This window comes from Streptomyces sp. LaPpAH-108, assembly GCF_000373625.1.
Classification (GTDB): Bacteria; Actinomycetota; Actinomycetes; order Streptomycetales; family Streptomycetaceae; genus Streptomyces.
In genome coordinates this window covers 87,608-108,656 of sequence record NZ_KB891995.1, presented here as the reverse complement: position 1 = coordinate 108,656, position 21,049 = coordinate 87,608, and the positions used below count along the sequence as shown (strand labels likewise).

Here is a 21,049-nt window from a genome sequence, read left to right as displayed (position 1 = left end):
CGCTCACCCCCGATGGCAACCGCACGCGCATGGAGATGTTCCGGGCTCCGCTGGACCCCGGAGGGCCCCGTGCTGGTGTGGGACGGGGGACGGCGCAGCCCGTTGGTCAGGGGGAAGAGGGTCGCCTTCGCCGTGGCGGAGGAGACGGCGCGTCGGTGTGTCGGCGCTCGGGGGAACGACTGCCCGCTGCGCGCGACCGTGTCGGGGCGGAGCACCGGTGCCCGGTGTGAGGAGTGCGCGCGGCTGGACCGGGCGCATTCGGTGGCCGCCGACACGCTGGCCGACGATCCGCGTCCGTACCGTGTCTATCTGGCCTGGTTCGGCCCCGGCATGACCAAGGTCGGCATCACCGCCGCCGAGCGGGGTTCCGCGCGTCTGCTCGAACAGGGCGCCGTCTGTTTCAGCTGGCTCGGCACCGGCCCCCTGATGGCCGCCCGCCGCACCGAGGAGCTGCTGCGCGCCGCGCTGAACGTGCCGGACCGGGTGCCGTACGCCGACAAGCGCGCCGTACGAGCGCGGCTGCCGCACACCAGCGACGAACGGGCCGTAGAGGTAAGAGAGTTGCATGCCCGGGCCCGTGAACTCCCCGCCTGGCCCGACTCCCTCGAACCCTCTCCCTGCCAAGTCGTCGACCACATCGAGGTGTTCGGCATCCAGCACACCGAACCCGTCCTCGCCGACGTGCGCGAGCTGATCCCCGGCGGGACGCTCGGCGGAGCGCTCGTCGCCGTCGCCGGACCCGATCTGCATCTCGCCGTCGACGGCCATGGGGTGGTCGTCCTCGACACCCGGTTGATGACCGGCTGGGACCTCGTCACGCCACAGGCGTCCCGCAGCGGTGAACCGACCGTCCCGGTGAGGAAGTTCACGACAGGGTCGGCAGGCCAGCAGGACGGCCTCTTCTAGCGGTCCCCGCCTCCGCGCCGAACGGCCCCGCAACCCCCAGCGAATCCTCGGCAAACCCCCATCAATCCCCCAAGCACCCCCCACCCATTCCCCAAGCAACCCCCCATTCGCCCCCTTTCCGATCACCCCCCGCGCATTTCTCAGCGAAATCACAGATTCCCGAAAGTCTCTTCTCAGAGGCCCCGGACATGGTTCCGCCATGACCACGACCTCGCCCCAGGGGCGCACCGAACTGCTGAGGCCGGACGGGAGCCCCGTCCGTGTGCTGGTGGTGGACGACGAGCTGTCCATCACCGAACTGCTGAGCATGGCCCTGCGCTACGAGGGCTGGCAGATCAGGAGCGCGGGGGACGGTCAGGGCGCGCTGCGCACCGCGCGGGAGTTCCGGCCCGACGCCGTGGTCCTGGACATGATGCTGCCGGACATGGACGGCCTGACCGTGCTGAGCAGGCTGCGCCGTGAACTGCCCGACGTGCCCGTGCTGTTCCTCACCGCCAAGGACGCGGTGGAGGACCGGATCGCCGGGCTCACGGCGGGCGGCGACGACTATGTGACCAAGCCGTTCAGCCTGGAGGAGGTCGTGGCCCGGCTGCGCGGGCTGATCCGCCGTTCCGGGGCGGCGGACCGGAGGTCGGACTCCATGCTGGTGGTCGGGGACCTGACCCTGGACGAGGACAGCCACGAGGTGACCCGGGGCGGTGACTCCATCCACCTCACCGCGACCGAGTTCGAGCTGCTGCGCTTCCTGATGCGCAACCCGCGCCGGGTGCTCAGCAAGGCGCAGATACTGGACCGGGTCTGGTCGTACGACTTCGGTGGGCAGGCCAACGTGGTCGAGCTGTACATCTCGTATCTGCGCCGGAAGATCGACGCGGGCCGGGAGCCGATGATCCACACCCGGCGCGGCGCGGGTTATCTGATCAAGCCCGCCGTGTCATGAGCGGTCATGGCCGCAGTGCCCTGGGCGGGCGGCGGCGGCCGGGCGGGTCCGGCGGTCGCCGCACGGCACGGCCCCGTACGCCGCGCACGCTGCGGACCCGGCTGGTCGTCGCCTCCGTGGCGCTGATCGCCGTGGTCGCCGCGGTGATCGGCACCGTGACCACGCTGGCCCTGCACGAGCTGCTGTACAAACAGCTGGACCACCAGGTGGCGGACATCGCCCGGCGCGCGGTCGGCCGCCCGTTCCAGCTCCCCGACGCCGGGAACCCGGGCGGTCCCGCGGACGGGGTCTCCGCCCCGGTGGACACCTCCGCGACCCCGGCGCAGAAGGTCGACGCGCTGCTCACCAAGGGCCCGACGCCGAAGACGGCCGTCGCCGGGTACGTCAGCGGCGGCAAGGTCGTCTCCGCGGCGGTGTCCCAGCAGCAGAACGACGACCTCGACCGGTTCAAGCGGATGCGCGCCCAGCTGCTCACCGACGCCCAGGTCAGGGCCCTCGCCTCGGTCCCCCGGGACGGGAGCCCGCACACCGTGCGGCTGCCGGGGCTCGGCGACTACCTCGTGCGGTACGCCCAGAGCCAGGACGGCGCCGACCGCTTCTACGTCGCGCTGCCGACCGCCGGTGCCGACGGCACCGTGGACACCCTGATCCTGGTCGAGGTCTGCGTCACGCTCGCCGGGCTCGTCGCCGCCTCGCTGGCCGGGGCGGTCATCGTCGGCGTGGCCACCCGCCCGCTGCGCCGGGTCGCCGCCACCGCCACCCGGGTCTCCGAACTCCCGCTGCACAGCGGCGAGGTGAACCTCAGCGAGCGCGTCCCGGAGGCGGAGTGCGACCCGCACACCGAGGTCGGCCGGGTCGGCGCCGCGCTCAACCGGATGCTCGACCATGTGCACGGCGCCCTGCACGCCCGCCAGCAGAGCGAGATGCGGGTACGGCGCTTCGTCGCCGACGCCAGCCATGAGCTGCGCACCCCGCTCGCCTCGATACGCGGCTACGCCGAGCTGACCCGGCGTGGCCGCGAACCCGTAGGACCCGACACCCGGCACGCGCTGGGCCGGATCGAGTCCGAGGCGGCGCGGATGACGCTGCTCGTGGAGGACCTGCTGCTGCTCGCCCGCCTCGACGCGGGCCGCCCGCTCCAGTTCGAACCGGCCGACCTGGTCCCGCTGGTCGTGGACACCGTCAGCGACGCGCGCGCGGCCGGGCTCGGCCACAACTGGCGGCTCGACCTGCCCGACGAGCCCGCGCTCGTCACCGCCGACGTCGCCCGGCTGCACCAGGTCCTGGTCAACCTGCTGGGCAACGCCCGCAACCACACCCCGCCCGGCAGCACCATCACCGCACGGGTGCGCCCGCGCGGCCCCTGGATGTGCGTGGACATCGAGGACAACGGCCCCGGCATCCCGCCCGAGCTGCTGCCGCACGTCTTCGAACGGTTCGCGCGCGGCGACTCGGCGCGCACCCGTGCCACCGGCTCCACCGGCCTCGGCCTCGCCATCGTGCGGGCCGTCGTCCTCGCGCACGGCGGCGACGTGCGGGTGGAGAGCGCGCCGGGCCGCACCGTGTTCACCGTCCGGCTGCCCCTGACGCCCGGTCAGCCCGAGCAGCCGCCCCTGACGCCCGGTCAACCGGAACACCGGCCTCACTCACAGCCGGACCACAGCGTCACCACACCTGCGCGACAGGGCGCCTGACAAGAGTCACTTCCATGCGAAGCGACTCTTCTCCCGGCACCCTGCCGGCGCGGGAGCACCTCCCCGCCGACGCCGCGGGCACGCCGGTCCTGGACGTAGTCATCCCCGTCTACAACGAGGAGAAGGACCTCGAACCGTGCGTGCTCAGGCTGCACGAGCACCTGACCCGCACCTTCCCGTACGGCTTCCGCATCACCGTCGCGGACAACGCGTCCACCGACACCACCCCGCTCGTCGCGGCCCGCCTCGCCGCCGCCCTGCCCGAGGTGAGCGTCCACCGCCTGGAGCAGAAGGGCCGGGGCCGGGCCCTGGCGACCGTGTGGTCCGCCTCCGACGCGCCGGTCCTCGCCTACATGGACGTCGACCTCTCCACCGACCTCAACGCCCTGCTCCCGCTGGTGGCCCCGCTGATCTCCGGCCACTCCGACCTCGCGATCGGCTCCCGGCTCAGCCGGGCCTCCCGGGTGGTGCGTGGACCCAAGCGGGAGTTCATCAGCCGCGGGTACAACCTGATCCTGCGCGGCTCGCTCCAGGCCCGCTTCTCGGACGCGCAGTGCGGCTTCAAGGCCATAAGGCGCGATGTGGCCCAGGTGCTGCTGCCGCTGGTGCGGGACACCGGCTGGTTCTTCGACACCGAGATGCTGGTGCTCGCCGAGCGGGCCGGGCTGCGCATCCACGAGGTGCCGGTGGACTGGGTCGACGACCCGGACTCGACCGTGCACCTGGTGCGCACCGCGACCGACGACCTCAAGGGCGTCTGGCGCGTGGGCCGCGCGCTCGCCACCGGCTCGCTCCCGCTGGACCGGCTCGCCCGGCCCTTCGGGGACGACCCGCGCGATCGCGAGATCTCCGACGTGCCCGGCGGCCTTGCCCGCCAGCTGGTCGGCTTCTGCGTGGTCGGCGGCCTGTCCACCCTGTTCTATCTGCTGCTCTACAGCGTCTTCCGGCAGTTCTCCGGCTCCCAGGTGGCCAACGCGCTCGCCCTGCTGCTGTCCGCGCTCGCCAACACCGCCGCCAACCGTCGCCTCACCTTCGGGGTGCGCGGCCGGGGCGGTGCCGTACGCCATCAGGCGCAGGGCCTGGTCGTCTTCGCCATCGGACTCGCCCTGACCAGCGGTTCCCTGGCCGCCCTGAGCGCGGCCACCGCCCAGCCCGCGCACTCCACCGAACTCGCGGTCCTCATCGCCGCCAACCTCGCGGCGACCGTCCTGCGCTTCCTCCTCTTCCGCGCCTGGGTCTTCCCGGACCGCACCGAGCCGGTACGGCAGCAGGCCGGGCCCGCAGAACAGGCCGCGCCCTTCGCGCCGTTCACCCCCGCCGCGCCGCACGCCCGTACCGGGTACGACACGGAGCCGCCGTACGCCCGGCAGAGCCCGTACGACGCGCAGGTCCCGCAAACCCAGCAGGTCCCGCAGAACCCGTACGCCTCGCAAGCCGCGTACGCCTCCCAGACCAGCTACGACCCGCGCACCCCGTACGCCCCGGCCCCGTACGACGACCAGACCATCCCGCACCCGACCACGACCACCCGACCGGGGGACACCCGATGACCACCCAGTACGACCGGTTCACCCCGCCGGAGGCGTCCGCCCCGGCCCCGGTCCCCGAGCAGGCCGGTCACCCCCCGGCCGCCCAACACGCCGCCCCCCGGCCCCCGTTCGGCCGTCGGGTGTGGCGCGGGCGGGCCGAGGACCCGGCCTGGGCGCGGCCCGCGTTCCTCGGGCTGCTGGCCGCGACCCTGGTCCTGTACCTGTACAACCTCAGCGCCTCCGGCTACGCCAACTCCTTCTACTCGGCGGCCGTCCAGGCGGGCAGCACGTCCTGGAAGGCGTTCTTCTTCGGCTCGCTGGACGGGGGCAACGCCATCACCGTCGACAAGCCCTCGGCGTTCCTGTGGCCGATGGAGCTGTCGGTCCGGATCTTCGGCCTCAACTCGTGGGCGATCCTCACCCCCGAGGTCCTGATGGGCGTGGGCACGGTGGCGGTCGTGTACGCGGCCGTACGGCGCCGGTTCAGCCCGGCCTCCGGTCTGATCGCGGGCGCGGTGCTCGCGCTGACGCCGGTGGCGGCGCTGATGTTCCGGTTCGACAACCCGGACGCGCTGCTGGCCCTGCTGATGGCGCTGGCCTGCTACTTCGTCGTCCGTGCGGTGGAGGACGGGCGGACCAAGTGGCTGGTGTGGGCGGGTGTCGCGATCGGCTTCGCGTTCCTCGCCAAGACGCTCCAGGCGTTCCTGGTCCTGCCGCCGCTCGCGCTGGTCTACGCCGTCTGCGGGCCCACGCCCCTGCGCAAGCGGCTCGGGCAGCTCGCCCTCGCGACCGGCGCGCTCGTGGTCGCGGGCGGCTGGTGGGTCGCGGTGGTCGAGCTGTGGCCCGCGTCCTCCCGCCCCTACGTCGGCGGTTCGCAGCACAACAGCTTCCTGGAGCTGACCTTCGGCTACAACGGCCTCGGCCGCATCAGCGGTGACGAGACCGGCAGCGTCGGCGGCGGTGGCGGCGGCCGGGGCGGCGCCGGGGGCGGCGGCGCCTGGGGCACGACCGGCTGGGACCGGATGTTCGGCACCGAGGTCGGCAGCCAGATCTCCTGGCTGCTCCCGGCCGCGCTGATCCTGCTGGTCGCGGGCCTGTGGGCGACGCGCAAGCTGAAGCGCACGTCCGTCACCCGCGCCTCGTTCCTGGTCTGGGGCGGCTCGCTGCTGATCACCATGGTGGTCTTCAGCTACATGGCGGGCATCTTCCACCAGTACTACACGGTCGCCCTCACCCCCTACCTCGGCGCGGTCACCGGCATGGGCGCCGGGCTGCTGTGGGAGCGGCGCAAGGAGACCTGGGCGGCGCTCGTCCTTGCCGCCGCGTCGGTCGCCGGGGGCGCGTGGGGGTACGTGCTGCTCAACCGCACGCCCGACTATCTGCCCTGGCTGAAGTGGCTGGTGCTGGTCGGCGCCCTGGTGGCGGCGCTCGGACTGGTCTTCGCCACCCGGTTGACCCACCGGCTGGCGCTCGGCGCGGCCGGGCTCGCCCTCGCGGCGGCGCTCGCCGGTCCGACGGCGTACACGCTGAGCACGGTCAACTCGGCTCACACGGGCTCCATCCCGACGGCGGGTCCGGCGGGCGCGAGCATGATGGGCTTCGGGGGCGGCGGCCGACGCGGCGGCTTCCCGGGCGGCGCGGGGACGGCGGGGCCCGGCGGGAACCAGCAGGGCCAGGGCCAGAACCAGCAGGGCGGCCAGGGCGGCCAGACCCCGCCGAACGGCAACGGCGGCGGCTTCCCGGGTGGCGGTGGAATGCCCGGCCAGAACGGCAACGGTTCCTCGAAGAGCCAGCGGGGCGGCACCGGCTTCCCCGGCGGCCTCTCGACGGGGGAGCGCGGCCGGATGGGCGGCGGCGGCATGGGCGGCCTGCTCGACGGCGCCAAGGTCTCCGCCAAGGCCAAGAAGCTCCTGGAGTCGGACGCCGACGCCTACACCTGGGTCGCCGCCTCCATCGGCTCCCAGAACGCCGCGAGCTACCAACTGGCCACCGGTGACCCGGTGATGGCCATCGGCGGCTTCAACGGCACCGACCCGTCCCCGACGCTCGCCCAGTTCAAGAAGTACGTGGCCGACGGAAAGATCCACTACTTCATCGCGGGCGGCGGCATGGGCGGTGGCATGGGCGGCCGGGGCGGTGAGGGCCGTAGCAGCGGCTCGTCGTCCGGGATCAGCACCTGGGTGGAGGCCCACTTCACCAAGGTGACGGTCGGCTCGGCCACCTTCTACGACCTGACCCAGCCGAAGAAGAGCTGACCCCGACACCACGGAATCAATCCAGCTGTACACCGTATAGCACTCGCTATACGGTGTACAGCATGCCCGTCTCTCCCGAGCTGCCCGCACCCCGGGCGTCCCAGACCCTCCCCACCCCCCAGGCACCCGAGGGACACGCCCGCCGCTGGCTGATCCTCGGTGTCATCTGTCTCGCCCAGCTCACCGTGCTCCTGGACAACACGGTGCTGAACGTGGCGATCCCCTCGCTCACCCGGCTGCTGCACGCGGGCACCGCCGACATCCAGTGGATGATCAACGCGTACTCGCTCGTCCAGTCGGGCCTGCTGCTCACCGCGGGCAGCGCCGCCGACCGCTTCGGCCGCAAGAAGATGCTGCTCGCCGGGCTCGCGGTGTTCGGCACCGGCTCCCTGGTGGCCGGACTCGCCGACAGCACCGGCCAGTTGATCGCCGCGCGGGCCGGGATGGGCGTCGGCGGCGCGCTGCTGATCACCACCACGCTCGCCGTGGTGATGCAGATCTTCACGCCCGAGGAACAGCCGAAGGCGATCGGCATCTGGGCGGCGGTCAACTCGCTCGGCTTCGCGGTGGGCCCGCTGATCGGCGGTTTCGTCCTGGACCACTTCTGGTGGGGCGCGATCTTCCTGATCAACATCCCGGTCGCCGTCCTCGGCCTGATCGCGGTCGCGGCGCTCGTACCGGAGTCGAAGGCGGCGCCCGCCGAGGCGCGCGGCGGCCGTCCCGACCTGCTCGGCGCGCTGCTGTCCACCATCGGCATGGCCGCCCTGGTGTTCGCGGTCATCTCGGGACCGCACCACGGCTGGACCTCGCCCCGCGTCCTCGGCACGGCGGCCGTGGCCGTGCTCGTGCTGGCCCTCTTCGCGTACTGGGAGAGCCGTGTCCCCGAGCCGATGCTCGACCCGCACTTCTTCCGCGACCGCAGGTTCACCGGCGCGGTCGCCGGGGTCGTGCTCATCACCTTCGGGATGGGCGGGGCGCTGTTCCTGCTCACCCAGCACCTCCAGTTCGTGCTGGGCTACGGCCCGCTGGAGGCCGGGGTGCGCACCGCGCCGCTCGCCCTGACCGTCGTCGCGCTCAACTTCTCGGGCCTGTCCGCGAAGTGGGCCGGAAAACTGGGCACGCCGGTGGCCATCGCGCTGGGCATGGTGCTGATGGCGGCCGGGCTCGTCTCCATCGCCGAGCTGGCCTCCGCCGGGTACGGCGGCACGCTGCTCGGGCTCGTGCTGATCGGCGCCGGGTGCGCGGTCGCCAACCCGGCCATGGCACACGCCATCATGAGCGCGATCCCGCCGGACAAGGCGGGCGTCGGCGCCGGGATCAACGGCACGCTCGCCGAGTTCGGCAACGGGCTCGGGGTCGCCGTCCTCGGCGCGGTGCTCAGTTCCGCCGTGGCCTCCGGGCGGTCGCTGTCGGCCGGGCTCGGCCAGGGCCAGCTGGTGGGCGCGGTCGCCGTCCTCGCGGGCGGGTTCGTCGCGGCGGGGCTGCTGCGGCGCGCGGAGCGCACGGCCGCCTGACAGACGGAGGATGTGGGTATGCGGCCACCGGGCCGCCCGGCGGGTCTGGCATCGTGACCGGTGACCGGGACAGTGACGAGGAGGATGCGCCGATGGCGAAGGCGGAGCGGTCGGCGCGGGACAGTGTCTGGCTCGGCGGCAAGGAGCGGCGCGGCACCCGCGCGGGCCAGCCCTCGGGGCTCGACCGGGAGCGGATCACCACCGCGTCGCTGCGGCTGCTGGACGCGGAGGGGCTGGAGAAGTTCTCCATGCGGCGCCTGGCGGCCGAGCTGAACGTCACCGCGATGTCCCTGTACTGGTACGTCGACACCAAGGACGACCTGCTCGAACTCGCCCTGGACGCGGCCTTCGGCGAGCTGCCGCTGCCCGACTTCGAGGACACCGGCGCCGACTGGCGCGACCAGCTGCGCGAACTGGCCACCGCCTATCGCGCGCTGCTGGTGCGCCACCCTTGGCTGTCCCCGCTCGCGGGCCGCTATCTCAACATCGGCCCGAACTCGCTCGCCTTCTCCCAGAGCATCCGCCTCGCGGTGCGCCGTGCGGGGCTGCCCCCGCACGGGGTGACGGGGGCGATCTCGGCCGTCTTCCAGTTCGTCTACGGCTTCGGCACCATCGAGGGCCACTTCTTCGCCCGCATCGCCGCCACCGGGCTGAGCCCCGACGAGTACTTCGCGCAGGCCATGACCTCCTTCTCGGAGATCCCCGGCACCGCCGAGATGTTCCGGGAGTCCAGCGAGCTGATGGCGGCACGCGGCGGCGACACGGTCGCGGAGATGATGGACCGCGACTTCACCTTCGCCCTGGACCTGCTGATCGCGGGCATCGAGGCGATGGTCGCGCGCGGCTAGCGGAGCTGGTCGCCCTCCACCAGCCGAGCCGGGAAACCGCCCGTCGCCACCGGACCCCACCGCTCCGGCGTCACCCGGATCACGGACTTGCCCTGGCGGATCATCGCCTGCCGGTACTCGTCCCAGTCGGGGTGCTCGCCCGCGATGTTGCGGTAGTACTCCACCAGCGGTTCGAGCGAGTCGGGCGCGTCGATGACCTCGGCGGTGCCGTCGACCTGGACCCAGGGCCCGTTCCAGTCGTCGCTCAGCACGATCACACTGACCCGGGGGTCCTTCTTGATGTTCCGGGTCTTGGCGCGCTCCGGATAGGTGGCGGCCACGATCCGCCCCGAGTCGTCCACCCCGCAGGTCAGCGGGGAACCCTGAGGTCCGCCGTCGCCCCGCCGGGTGAGCAGGATCCCGCGGTGGCGGGGGCGTACGAAGTCCAGCAGCTCGTCGAGCGTCACGCGGGTGTTCGTCGCGATATTCGGCATGGCGGCAGCCTAGGACGACGACGGCCCGGCCGGGTGGTGCCCGGCCGGGCCGTGTCGGATTCGTAGGTCGCGTCCGGGGCGCGGTGCGTCAGAGGGCGGGCAGGGCGTCGCCCTGGACCGCCTGGATGTCCAGTTCGACGCGGAGGGTGGTGCCGATGGCGGCGATGCCCGCCTGGAGGACCTGGTTGTAGTTCATCGCGAAGTCGTCGCGGTGCAGCTCGGCCGTCGCACGGAACGCGGCGCGGGTGCCGCCCCACGGGTCGGCGCCGGTGCCGAGGTAGGCGAGGTCCAGGTCGACCGGCCGCACCACGCCGCGCATCGACAGCTCGCCGTGCACGGTCCAGCGGTCCGGGCCCACCTGGGTGATGCCCGAGGAGCGGTAGGTCAGCTCCGGGTGGTGCGCCACGTCCAGGAAGTCGGCGGAGCGCAGATGGGTGTCGCGCATCGTGTTGCCGGTGTCGATGGACTCGGCCCGGATCACCGCCTCCACCCGGGACTTGGCGAGGTCGTCCGGGGCGATCTCGATGCTCCCGCCGAACTCCGTGAACCGGCCCCGCACGCTGGAGATCCCCAGGTGCTGGGCGACGGCGCCGACGGTGGAGTGCACCGGGTCGATGGTCCAGGGCCCGGGCGGCGGCAGCTCGGTGCCGCCCTGCCGGGCCAGGGTCACCGTGCCGATCTCGGCCCGCCCGCTCGCGGTGACGAAGGCGCTGGACGCGGCGGGCGCGTACCCCACGGCGGTCACGATCACGGTGTACGGACCCGGGGCCAGCACGGTGGTGTCGTGCACGGCGCCGTCGGCGTCGGCCTCGGCGCGCAGCACCTGGGTGCCGGTCATGTCGGTCACCGTGACGACCGCGTGCGACACGGCCCAGCCGTCGCGGGTGCGGATTCTCGCGGTCAGTGCCATCCCGTTCTTCTTCTCCCTGCGCAGACCCTGCGCGTGTCGATCCAGACGGACCGGCCCGGGGCGCGCCTCCACGCGCCCCGGGCCGGCCGGTGAACTACTCGCCCGGGTGGGCGAGTTCGATGTCGTGCCCGTCGGCCCCGGTGCCGGAGACGGTGAGCGCGGTGGCCACCGGCGGATAGCCGGTCGCGATGACCGTGTAGTCGCCCGCGTCCAGGTCGGTGAAGGCGTACTCGCCGTCCGTCCCGGTGGTGGCGGTGCCGACCACGTTGCCCGCCTGGTCCACCAGCGTCACGCGGGCGTCGGCCAGCGGCCCGTGCGGGGCCCGGACGACACCGCGCAGCAGCGCACCGGTCTCCAGCTCGGCCTCGACCCGGGTGACCCCGGTGGTCGCGACCTCGACCGGCAGTGCGCGCGGCCGGTAGCCGCTCGCGTTGACCGCGACGGTGACGGTGCCCGGCACCAGATCGGTGAAGCCGAACTCGCCCTGCTCACCGGTGACGGCGGAGGCCAGCAGATCCCCGCGCACATCGGTGACGACGACCATCGCGTCCTTGACCGGCAGCGCGCTCCCGGCCGCCCGGACCACACCGGTCAGACCGCTGGTGCCGCTGAGCAGGATGTCGTAGGTCAGCGGCTCCTCGCCCACCACCACGGTGGCGGCCTGCGGCTGGTAGCCGTCGGCGGAGGCGATGAGGACGTACGAGCCCGTGCCCGGCGCGCTGAGTGCGTAGGAACCGTCGGCCTGGGCGACCGCGCGGCCGAGCTGGCGCCCGGTCAGCGAGATCAGCGTGACGGCGGCCTGCGGGACCGGTGCGCTCTCCGCGCCCCGGACATGCCCGCCGACCGGGGTGCCCGCGCCGGTGCCCGACGAGGACTCGGCGACGGACGCGGTGGCGGTGGCGGCGACGGGCGTGGTGTGCGCGGCCGGAGCCGTGCCGTCGGCCCGCGGAGCCGGCTCACCGATGGCACCCACCAGGGCCGGGACCTCCTGGGACTCGGCGACCACCGGAGCGGCGGCCGGGTCGATCGGGGCCTCGGACTCGGCGCCCTGCGCCAGCGCGCCCTTGGTCCGCAGCGGGACCTCCTTGATGAACAGCGTGATCAGGAAGGCGACCGCCGCGAGGAGACCCGCGATGAAGAACACGTCCGCGATGCCGTGGCCGTACGCGCTCTCCATGAGCGTGCGCAGCGGCGCGGGCAGCTTGTTCATGTCCGGGATGGTGTCGGTCGAGCCGGAACCGGCCACCGCGGCCTGGTACTTCGGGCTGAGGGCGGAGACGCCGTCCTTGACGTAGTGCGTGATCCGGTGGGCCATCACCGCGCCGAGCGCCGAGACGCCCACCGCGCCGCCGAGGGAGCGGAAGAAGGTGACCGTGGAGCTGGCGGAGCCGAGGTCCGCGGGGGACACCTGGTTCTGCGTGGCGAGCACCAGGTTCTGCATCATCATGCCGATGCCGAGACCCAGCAGGGCCATGTAGATGGCCATCTTCCAGTAGTCCGTGTCGTACCGGATGCCGCCGAGCAGCAGCAGCCCGGCCGTGACCAGGACGCCACCGCTGACCAGCCACGCCTTCCAGCGCCCGGTGCGGGTGATGAGCTGACCCGAGACGGTCGAGGAGATGAACAGACCGCCGATCATCGGGATGGTCAGCACGCCCGACATGGTCGGGGACTTGTCGCGGGCAAGCTGGAAGTACTGGCTGAAGAAGACGGTGCCGCTGAACATCGCGACGCCGACGAACAGCGAGGCGAGCGAGGCGAGCGTGATGGTGCGGTTCCTGAAGAGCCGCAGCGGGATGATCGGCTCGTCGGCCTTGGCCTCCACAAGCACGAACAGCGCGCCGAGCACGAGCGAACCGGCGACCATCGTGTAGGTCTGCCAGGAGACCCAGTCGTACTTGTCACCGGCGAAGGTGACCCAGATCAGCAGCAGCGAGACGGCCGCCGAGATCAGGAACGCGCCGCCCCAGTCGACCTTGACGTCCCGCTTGACGACGGGCAGGTGCAGGGTCTTCTGCAGCACGATCAGCGCGATGACGGCGAAGGGGACGCCGACGTAGAAGCACCAGCGCCAGCCCAGCCACGAGGTGTCGGTGATGACACCGCCGAGCAGCGGGCCGCCGACGGTCGCGACCGCGAACGTCGCGCCGAGGTAGCCGGAGTAACGGCCACGCTCGCGCGGGGAGATCATCGCCGCCATGACGATCTGCGCCAGGGCGGACAGACCGCCGACGCCGATGCCCTGCACCACACGGCAGGCGATCAGCATGCCGGGGTTCTGCGACAGGCCCGCCGCCATGGAGGCGACGACATAGATGATCAGGGCTATCTGGACGAGCGCCTTCTTGCTGTACAGGTCGGCGAGCTTGCCCCACAGGGGAGTGGCCGCGGTCATCGACAGCAGGGCGGCGGTGACCACCCAGGTGTAGGCGGACTGGCCGCCGCCGAGGTCCCCGATGATGTGCGGCAGGGCGTTGGAGACGATCGTGGACGACAGGATCGCCACGAACATGCCGAGCAGCAGCCCGGAGAGCGCCTCCATGATCTGCCGGTGCGTCATCGGGGCGTGGTCGGCGCCTCCCCCGTGCTTGGCGTGAGCCCGCACACCGGCCGGTGTGGTCGTTGCCATGGGCTTCCTTTTCTTACGTATGAGCGGGTGTACGGGTGGTCTCTTCGACTACGGGGGCGCCCTGTCTCGGCAGCCCGCTGCGGCAGTCCCCGAAGGACGTGCGCAGCCGGGTCATCAGCCGGATGAGCTGGCCGACGTCGTCGTCGGTCCAGTCGCTCAGGCGCTCGGCCAGCAACCGGCTGGTCCGCAGCGACAGCTCCTCGAGCTGCCGCGCTCCGGCCGGTGTCAGGCGCAGGATGCGCGAGCGTTTGTCGGCGGGGTCCGGCGACCGTTCGATCCAGCCGCGGTCCGCGACATGCGTGACATGCCGGCTCGTGACCGACATGTCCACGGCGAGCAGCTCGGCGAGCCTGCTCATGCGCATGGCCCCGTGACGGCCGAGCAGCGTCAGCACAGCGGCTGAGCCGGCCGGGCAGTCGGGGGGCAGGATGCGCCCCAGATCGCGTTTCACGGCGCCGACGGCACTGAGCTGACGTGCCAGTTCCAGGAACTGCGCCTGCTCGGCCATCACACCTCCCGTATTCGTTGCTTGGGGCAACCATAAGAGTGTTTGGTTGCCACAGGCAAATAAACAGGGGTGGTCCGCCGCAAAAACTTGGCAAAGGCAAGTATTGCGATCGTAAATACGCAGGTGGCTGCGGGTGACGTGCCCGCGTCTGTCCCGGTGGCCCCGCACTTGGGCCGCCACCGGGGATTCGCTAGTGTCTCGGCCCATGGCTAACACCCAGGGCCCGCAGGGCAATTACGACCCCGCCGGCAGCACCCAGATGTTCCGCGCGTTCGTCGACGACGCTCCCCCGCCCGTGCAGCAGCAGGCGACCTCGTCCGGTCCGCGCGTCGGTCTGATCATCGGCGTCGTGGTGGCCGTGGTCGTCGTCGCCGCGGTGGCGTGGCTGGCGCTCAAGTAAGGGACGGGCTCCTGCCGGAGCCCCTCCGACTCACATTCTCGGCGGAATCGGCGTGGAGCGACTGCTCCACGCCGCCGTCTTGTCCCCGGCCGCTCAGTCCGCGACCAGGCCCTCGCGCAGCTGGGAGAGGGTGCGGGTGAGCAGGCGGGAGACGTGCATCTGGGAGATCCCGACCTCCTCGCCGATCTGCGACTGCGTCATGTTCGCGAAGAAGCGCAGCATGATGATCCGGCGCTCGCGCGGCGGCAGCTTGGCCAGCAGCGGCTTCAGCGACTCCCGGTACTCCACGCCCTCCAGGGCCGTGTCCTCGTAGCCGAGGCGGTCGGCGAGCGAGCCCTCGCCGCCGTCGTCCTCGGGGGCCGGGGAGTCCAGCGAGGACGCCGTGTAGGCGTTGCCCACCGCGAGGCCGTCGACCACGTCCTCCTCGGAGACCCCGAGCGCGACCGCGAGTTCCGGCACGGTCGGGGAGCGGTCCAGGCGCTGGGACAGCTCGTCGCTGGCCTTGGTCAGCGCGAGGCGCAGCTCCTGGAGGCGGCGCGGCACCCGCACCGACCACGAGGTGTCGCGGAAGAACCGCTTGATCTCGCCCACGACCGTCGGCATCGCGAACGTCGGGAACTCCACGCCCCGTTCGCAGTCGAAGCGGTCGATCGCCTTGATCAGCCCGATGGTGCCGACCTGGACGATGTCCTCCATCGGCTCGTTGCGCGAGCGGAACCGGGCCGCCGCGTACCGCACGAGCGGGAGGTTCAGCTCGATCAGGGTGTCGCGGACGTAGGCACGCTCGGGGCTGTCCTCGGCGAGTGCGGCCAGCCGCAGGAACAGGGAGCGGGACAGGGTGCGGGTGTCGATGTCCGCCGGTTCCGGAGCGGGGGCCGGGGCGGCGGTCGCGGCGGGTGCCGCGTCGAGAGCCGTGGTGCCCTCGAAGGAGTCGAGGACGTCGAGAGCGTCGAGCTTCTTGGGCGCTGCCTCGCTCTTCGTGGGCGTGAGCACCTTCGAGCTGCCCTGTTCTGCGGACATGCCACCCCCTTTGGGTCGCGGGACGGTCGGCGCGCTGCCTGGAGGCAACGCGACCTTCACCTGAATACCGGAGCCGGAGCCTCGGCAAACGCGCTTCCCGCAGAATGTCACATGTCGGCAACGCGCTGAAGTGACATGTCGACACGTGAGACGCCAATCGCCCCTGCAAGAAGGCGGTCTGACGGGCTTTCGGGGCACAACTGTCGGCATCTGACCGGATGCGTGATTCGCTCCGGACGGTGATCATTCGCTCTCGCTTGCGAACGCGTGCTACCTGCGGTTTTCGGGTTTGTGCTCCCGTGCGCCGGTCATGCCTCGATCCGGTTGGCGGATCTGAGCCGCTGGAAGCTGCGCGCGAGCAGCCGGGAGACGTGCATCTGGGAGACACCCAGCTCCGCGCTGATCTGCGACTGGGTGAGGTTGCTGTAGTAGCGGAGCAGGAGGATGCGCTGTTCCCGTTCGGGAAGCTGGACGAGGAGATGGCGGACCAGGTCGCGGTGCTCCACTCCGTCCAGCGCCGGGTCCTCGTAGCCGATGCGGTCGAGCAGCCCGGGCATCCCGTCGCCCTCCTGGGCGGCCTCCAGCGAGGTGGCGTGGTACGACCGCCCGGCCTCGATGCAGGACAGCACCTCCTCCTCGCTGATCCGCAGCCGCTCGGCGATCTCCGCGGTGGAGGGGGAGCGGCCCATCGCGGTGGTGAGGTCCTCGGTCGCGCTGTTCACCTGCACCCACAGCTCGTGCAGCCGGCGCGGTACGTGGACGGTGCGCACGTTGTCCCGGAAGTACCGCTTGATCTCGCCCACCACGGTCGGCATCGCGAAGGTCGGGAACTGCACGCCCCGCTCGGGGTCGAAGCGGTCGATGGCGTTGATCAGGCCGATGGTGCCGACCTGGACCACGTCCTCCATGGGCTCGTTGCGGGAGCGGAAGCGGGCGGCGGCGTAGCGCACGAGCGGGAGGTTGGCCTCGATGAGGGCGCCGCGCACCCGGGTGTGCTCCGGGGTGCCCGGGGTCAGGTCCTTGAGCTGGGCGAAGAGGACCTGGGTGAGGGCGCGGGTGTCGGCGCCTCGGCGCTTCTCGGGTGCGGGCTGTTCGGGGGGTGCCGGGGCGGGGGCGGGCGCCTCCGCCTGGGGCGGCGCAGAACTGGCCGACACGGTCAACGCCACCTCTTCATCGGTCAATCATCCGTCAAAAGCGGTCATAGCATCACAAGACATGTGCACTGTGTGCAAGCACCGCATCACGCCGTGTTGGGCTCAAACGCCCCCAACTCGGGTATCCGGAAACGCCGAAAAGCCCTCCGCCGTCGGTGGCGGAGGGCCGGGGCGAGGGGCTGACGGGCCGCCTCAGAACTCGTAGTCGGCGATCACCCACGTGGCGAACTCCCGCCACAGGGCGACGCCCGCCTGATGCGCGGGGTGGTCGAGATAGCGCTGCAGCGCGGCGGTGTCCTCGACCGAGGAGTTGATCGCGAAGTCGTAGGCGATGGGGCGGTCGGAGAGGTTCCAGCCGCACTCCCACGAGCGCAGCTCCGGGACCAGCCCGCCCAGCTCCTCGAAGACGGCGGCACCGGCCACCACCCGGGGGTCGTCGCGCTCGACACCCTCATTGAGCCTGAAGAGGACCAGGTGCCGGATCATGGGGTGTACCTCAGCTCTTTCCGCCGTTGGCGGCCCAGGTCATGAAGTCACCGATGGCCCCGGCCGCGTCCGATATGCCCTCGAAGACTATCTGGACGTAGCCCGCCGCCTTGGCCGGGTCCGTGATGATCACGTACAGCGCGAAGACCACGAGTGCGTACACGATGATCTTCTTCGCGTTCACCGCCACCGCGGCCTCCCCTGTCCCTCAGCTCTCCCTCGGCCCCACGGGCCCCTGCTGCAAGCGGCGAGTGTAACCGTCACGATCTTTTTTGGGGATCAACGGGCGCTGCGGCCTTGGTGCTTGGGGTCCGGGGGCGGGACGCACGAAGGGCCCCGTCTTGCGACGGGGCCCTTCTTCGGCGGTAGCGGAGGGATTTGAACCCTCGGTGACGGGTTACGCCACACTCGCTTTCGAGGCGAGCTCCTTCGGCCGCTCGGACACGCTACCGAGGGAGACCTTACAGCAAGGTCGGGCCTGGTCTGAAATCGGTTCTCGCGGGGCCCCGGGCAGGGGAGCGGGGACCGGTTCAGCGGCCCCGGAAGAACTCCGTGAGCAGCCGCCCGCAGTCGTCCGCCAGGACCCCCTCGATCACCTCGGGGCGGTGGTTGAGGCGCCGGTCGCGCAGCACGTCCCACAGCGAGCCCGCCGCGCCCGCCTTGTCGTCGCGGGCGCCGTAGACCACCCGGTCCAGCCGGGACTGCTGGAGGGCGCCCCCGCACATCGTGCAGGGCTCCAGGGTGACGACGAGCGTGCAGCCGGTCAGCCGCCACTCGCCGAGCACCCGGGCGGCCCGGCGCAGCGCCAGGATCTCCGCGTGGGCCGTGGGGTCGCCGGTGGCCTCGCGCTCGTTGTGCCCGGTGGCGAGCACCGTCGTACCGTCCGGGGACAGCACGACGGCGCCGACGGGGACGTCACCGCCGAGCGCGGCCCGCTCGGCCTCGGCCAGGGCGAGCCGCATCGCGGCTTCCCAGGGGGCGCGCACCGGGTCGGGCACGCCCCGTGTCTCTTCGGGGGCGGTCAGCGGACGGTCTCCAGCACCTCCGAGGCGCCCAGCGCCTCGGCGATCGCGCCGAGCGCGTCGTCGGCGCCGAGCGCGCGCAGCTCCTTCTCCCCGATCCCGAGGTCGTCGAGGATCTCGCGGTCGCCCACCGGGCTGTGCGGGACGGCGTCGGCGGACGGGGTGTCCTCGTCGTCGTCCTCCTCGCTCTCGCCGTCCTCCGTGCCGTCGAGGTCGAGCGAGTCCAGGTCGGGGCCGTCGTCCGCGCCCGGTTCGCGGCCCAGCAGCTCGTCGGTGAGCAGCAGCTCGCCGTACGCGCTGCGGGCGGCGGCGGCTGCGTCCGAGACGTAGATACGGGGATCCTCCTCGCCGTCCACGCGGACGACGCCGAACCAGGAGTCCTCCTGCTCGATCAGGACCAGGACCGTGTCCTCCTCGGGCGAGGACTCCCGGGCCAGGTCGGCCAGATCGGACAGGGTCTCCACATCGTCGAGCTCTGTGTCGCTCGCTTCCCACCCGTCTTCGGTGCGCGCGAGCAGTGCGGCGAAGTACACCGTGACTCTCCCACTGGTCATAGGCGTGCCGGTTGGCGGTCCCCCCGGCGGAGGTGTCTGGACGGGCGGGGTTGTCGCCCCCGGGTCCGCCCACTGGGAATCGTGGCAGAAACAAGTCCGTCAGGGGACGTCTTCGGCTCCCTGTGTCTGGCTGTTTTGATCGTGCGTCCGTGTGGACTCACCAGCACGCCCGTCGCCGCCAACTGCGGATCGTACGCGGCTTTCCGGGCACCCACGCACACCCGCCCTTCCGTCACGGCGGGGCGGACGCGGTCCTGCTCACCGGGGCATTTCCCACGGCCTTGCACACAGGACCGTACGCCGCGGAGGCCCGCCGACGGAACGTTCACAGGGACGTGGCGTGGCGTGTCCGGGCGGTCCCGGCGCCGCGCGGACGGGATGCGGGCGGGGTACCGATTCCGCGCGGTGGGGGACTCGCGCGGGGCCCGGTTACTGTTAGAGACATGCGTCTCCACGTCGTCGACCACCCTCTGGTCGCTCACAAGCTCACCACGCTGCGCGACCAGCGCACCGACTCCGCCACCTTCCGCCGTCTCGCCGACGAGCTGGTCACCCTGCTCGCGTACGAGGCCACGCGGGACGTGCGTACCGAGGCCGTCGACATCCAGACGCCGGTCGCGCGGACCACGGGCGTGAAGCTCGCCCGGCCGCGTCCGCTGGTGGTGCCGATCCTGCGCGCCGGTCTCGGCATGCTGGACGGCATGGTCCGGCTGCTGCCGACCGCCGAGGTGGGCTTCCTCGGCATGATCCGCAACGAGGAGACGCTGCAGGCCGAGACGTACGCCTCCCGGATGCCGGAGGACCTCTCCGGCCGCCAGGTCTACGTGCTCGACCCGATGCTGGCCACCGGCGGCACCCTGGTCGCCGCGATCCAGGAGCTGATCAAGCGCGGCGCCGACGACGTGACCGCCGTGGTCCTGCTGGCCTCCCCCGAGGGCGTCGAGGTCATGGAGCGCGAGCTGGCCGGCACCCCGGTCACTGTGGTCACCGCGGCCGTGGACGACCACCTCAACGAGAACGGCTACATCGTCCCGGGCCTGGGCGACGCGGGCGACCGCCTCTACGGCGCCGCCGAGTAGCGGTACCGCTCCCGGCCTCCCCGGCCGGGATCAGCAGTCCTTCTTGTCCTTCTTCACCACGGCCGCCGTCTGCGCGGGTTCGGTCAGCTTGACCACCGCCTGGTCGGCGGCCGTGCGCTGTGCCAGGGACTTGAAGCCGTCCCCGATGATCAGGTCGAGCGTGGCGCCCTTGCGGGCCGCGTCGGTGCGGCGCTCGGCGCCGTCCAGCTGCGTGCCGAGCACGGGGAGCGAGGTGTCGAGGGCGGTGGCGGGTCCGAGCAGGACCCCGGTGCCCTTGACCTTCTTGTCGAAGTCCTTGCTCGCGTTGCCCACGTCACCGATCTTGAAGCCGCGCTTCTTCAGCTCGTCGGCGGTCTGCTTGGCGAGCCCCGCGCGCGTGGTCGCGTTGTAGACGTTCACCGTGATCGTGCCGGGCTTGGGCAGCGCCTTGACCGGGGCCGGGCTCGCCTGCTTGAGACAGGCGGCGGACGCGGCCTTCGAGGCGTGCCGGTGGCCCGTGAAGACGTCGACGAGCTGGAGCGTGCCCCAGCCGACCAGGCCCAGTGCGGCGACGGACGCCACGGCGGCGGCGACGAGCCTGCCCCGCCGCCGGGGCGGGCGCATCCGAGGGTATGTCTCCCCCGTGATCCGGTACTTGCCGCCCATGCCGGGGGGAGTCAGCATACTCATGAGCCGCAGCGTAGTGCGCCTCGGCTGGGATGCCTATTAGATGATCAGCAGACGGAGTACAGGCCGACCCAAATGGGCTAACACCGGTACCGCGTACGGCCGTCGGGGCGGCTCGGCCCAGGGTCAGCCCAGTTCGAGCACGCGCGCGTGCAGCACCTGACGCTGCTGCAGGGCGGCGCGGACCGCGCGGTGCAGCCCGTCCTCCAGATAGAGGTCGCCCTGCCACTTCACGACATGGGCGAAGAGGTCGCCGTAGAAGGTCGAGTCCTCGGCGAGCAGCGTCTCCAGGTCGAGCTGCTGCTTGGTGGTCACGAGCTGATCGAGGCGGACCGGGCGCGGTGCGACGTCCGCCCACTGCCGGGTGCTCTCCCGGCCGTGGTCGGGGTACGGCCGGCCGTTTCCGATGCGCTTGAAGATCACACGGAAAGCCTACCGGCCCAGACGTTCCGGGCGCAGCCA

At 71.9% G+C, this 21,049-nt stretch carries 21 protein-coding genes and 1 tRNA gene; 9 read left to right on the top strand and 13 right to left on the bottom strand.

Annotated features, from left to right (window positions below):
• Positions 1 to 12: 12 nt before the first annotated feature.
• The 7 genes from B079_RS0119530 to B079_RS0119500 all read left to right on the top strand — a co-directional run bounded on the left by B079_RS0119530 (position 13) and on the right by B079_RS0119500 (position 9,686).
• Positions 13 to 906, top strand: a complete 894-nt coding sequence (locus B079_RS0119530; RefSeq protein ID WP_078496009.1) for a DUF2797 domain-containing protein — start codon at positions 13 to 15, stop codon at positions 904 to 906.
• 199 nt (positions 907 to 1,105) lie between these two features.
• A complete protein-coding gene (locus B079_RS0119525) occupies positions 1,106 to 1,846 on the top strand; it encodes a response regulator transcription factor (RefSeq protein ID WP_018547522.1) in 741 nt (246 codons plus the stop codon).
• Positions 1,847 to 1,866: 20 nt separating this feature from the next.
• Positions 1,867 to 3,540: a sensor histidine kinase gene (locus B079_RS0119520; RefSeq protein ID WP_026248860.1), complete on the top strand. Its 1,674-nt coding sequence runs from the start codon at positions 1,867 to 1,869 to the stop codon at positions 3,538 to 3,540.
• A gap of 14 nt (positions 3,541 to 3,554) precedes the next feature.
• Positions 3,555 to 5,090, top strand: coding sequence for a glycosyltransferase (locus B079_RS0119515; protein ID WP_018547520.1), 1,536 nt, complete (start codon positions 3,555 to 3,557; stop codon positions 5,088 to 5,090).
• Positions 5,087 to 7,324 carry an ArnT family glycosyltransferase gene (locus B079_RS0119510; protein WP_018547519.1) on the top strand — a complete coding sequence of 746 codons (2,238 nt, stop codon included), beginning with the start codon at positions 5,087 to 5,089 and terminating at the stop codon, positions 7,322 to 7,324. Before B079_RS0119515 ends, B079_RS0119510 begins: the two co-directional genes overlap by 4 nt.
• Positions 7,325 to 7,386: 62 nt before the next feature.
• Complete coding sequence (locus B079_RS0119505; protein WP_018547518.1) at positions 7,387 to 8,838, top strand: MFS transporter; 1,452 nt, start codon at positions 7,387 to 7,389, stop codon at positions 8,836 to 8,838.
• A 92-nt stretch (positions 8,839 to 8,930) separates the two neighbouring features.
• Positions 8,931 to 9,686 (top strand): TetR/AcrR family transcriptional regulator, encoded by a 756-nt coding sequence (locus B079_RS0119500; RefSeq protein ID WP_018547517.1) that lies wholly within the window; start codon positions 8,931 to 8,933, stop codon positions 9,684 to 9,686.
• Here B079_RS0119500 and B079_RS0119495 read toward each other — a convergent pair.
• The 4 genes from B079_RS0119495 to B079_RS0119480 all read right to left on the bottom strand — a co-directional run bounded on the left by B079_RS0119495 (position 9,683) and on the right by B079_RS0119480 (position 14,206).
• The gene (locus B079_RS0119495) at positions 9,683 to 10,159 is read right to left on the bottom strand and encodes a PPOX class F420-dependent oxidoreductase (RefSeq protein ID WP_037801710.1); all 477 of its coding nucleotides are present in this window, start codon (positions 10,157 to 10,159) and stop codon (positions 9,683 to 9,685) included. The genes B079_RS0119500 and B079_RS0119495 overlap by 4 nt on opposite strands.
• Positions 10,160 to 10,247: 88 nt before the next feature.
• A complete protein-coding gene (locus tag B079_RS0119490) occupies positions 10,248 to 11,069 on the bottom strand; it encodes a YceI family protein (RefSeq protein ID WP_018547515.1) in 822 nt (273 codons plus the stop codon).
• A gap of 94 nt (positions 11,070 to 11,163) precedes the next feature.
• Positions 11,164 to 13,698, bottom strand: coding sequence for an MFS transporter (locus B079_RS0119485; protein WP_086022397.1), 2,535 nt, complete (start codon positions 13,696 to 13,698; stop codon positions 11,164 to 11,166).
• A 13-nt stretch (positions 13,699 to 13,711) separates the two neighbouring features.
• Entirely contained in the window at positions 13,712 to 14,206 is a 495-nt protein-coding gene (locus tag B079_RS0119480) for a MarR family winged helix-turn-helix transcriptional regulator (RefSeq protein ID WP_018547513.1), read from the bottom strand.
• Between the two features lie 205 nt (positions 14,207 to 14,411).
• On the opposite strand from B079_RS0119480, the gene B079_RS0119475 reads away from it, so the two are divergent.
• A complete protein-coding gene (locus B079_RS0119475; RefSeq protein WP_018547512.1) occupies positions 14,412 to 14,606 on the top strand; it encodes a hypothetical protein in 195 nt (64 codons plus the stop codon).
• A 93-nt stretch (positions 14,607 to 14,699) separates the two neighbouring features.
• Here the strand turns inward: B079_RS0119475 and B079_RS0119470 are convergent, their stop codons facing one another.
• The 7 genes from B079_RS0119470 to B079_RS0119440 form a co-directional block, all read right to left on the bottom strand.
• Positions 14,700 to 15,626, bottom strand: coding sequence for an RNA polymerase sigma factor SigF (locus B079_RS0119470; protein WP_018547511.1), 927 nt, complete (start codon positions 15,624 to 15,626; stop codon positions 14,700 to 14,702).
• Between the two features lie 308 nt (positions 15,627 to 15,934).
• Positions 15,935 to 16,786 carry an RNA polymerase sigma factor SigF gene (locus B079_RS0119465; RefSeq protein ID WP_018547510.1) on the bottom strand — a complete coding sequence of 284 codons (852 nt, stop codon included), beginning with the start codon at positions 16,784 to 16,786 and terminating at the stop codon, positions 15,935 to 15,937.
• Positions 16,787 to 16,972: 186 nt separating this feature from the next.
• Positions 16,973 to 17,266, bottom strand: coding sequence for a Dabb family protein (locus B079_RS0119460; RefSeq protein WP_018547509.1), 294 nt, complete (start codon positions 17,264 to 17,266; stop codon positions 16,973 to 16,975).
• 10 nt (positions 17,267 to 17,276) lie between these two features.
• Entirely contained in the window at positions 17,277 to 17,456 is a 180-nt protein-coding gene (locus B079_RS0119455) for a hypothetical protein (protein ID WP_018547508.1), read from the bottom strand.
• Positions 17,457 to 17,629: 173 nt separating this feature from the next.
• A tRNA-Ser gene (locus tag B079_RS0119450) sits at positions 17,630 to 17,717 on the bottom strand.
• A 79-nt stretch (positions 17,718 to 17,796) separates the two neighbouring features.
• Entirely contained in the window at positions 17,797 to 18,228 is a 432-nt protein-coding gene (tadA, locus tag B079_RS0119445; protein ID WP_037801730.1) for a tRNA adenosine(34) deaminase TadA, read from the bottom strand.
• 59 nt (positions 18,229 to 18,287) lie between these two features.
• Positions 18,288 to 18,821, bottom strand: coding sequence for a hypothetical protein (locus B079_RS0119440; RefSeq protein ID WP_018547506.1), 534 nt, complete (start codon positions 18,819 to 18,821; stop codon positions 18,288 to 18,290).
• 464 nt (positions 18,822 to 19,285) lie between these two features.
• On the opposite strand from B079_RS0119440, the gene upp reads away from it, so the two are divergent.
• Positions 19,286 to 19,921: a uracil phosphoribosyltransferase gene (gene upp / locus B079_RS0119435; protein ID WP_018547505.1), complete on the top strand. Its 636-nt coding sequence runs from the start codon at positions 19,286 to 19,288 to the stop codon at positions 19,919 to 19,921.
• A 30-nt stretch (positions 19,922 to 19,951) separates the two neighbouring features.
• Here upp and B079_RS0119430 read toward each other — a convergent pair whose 3' ends face one another.
• Together B079_RS0119430 and B079_RS0119425 are read right to left on the bottom strand one after the other, a co-directional pair.
• The gene (locus tag B079_RS0119430; protein ID WP_026248859.1) at positions 19,952 to 20,590 is read right to left on the bottom strand and encodes a LytR C-terminal domain-containing protein; all 639 of its coding nucleotides are present in this window, start codon (positions 20,588 to 20,590) and stop codon (positions 19,952 to 19,954) included.
• Between the two features lie 123 nt (positions 20,591 to 20,713).
• Complete coding sequence (locus tag B079_RS0119425; protein WP_003986294.1) at positions 20,714 to 21,010, bottom strand: type II toxin-antitoxin system VapB family antitoxin; 297 nt, start codon at positions 21,008 to 21,010, stop codon at positions 20,714 to 20,716.
• Positions 21,011 to 21,049: the final 39 nt, after the last annotated feature.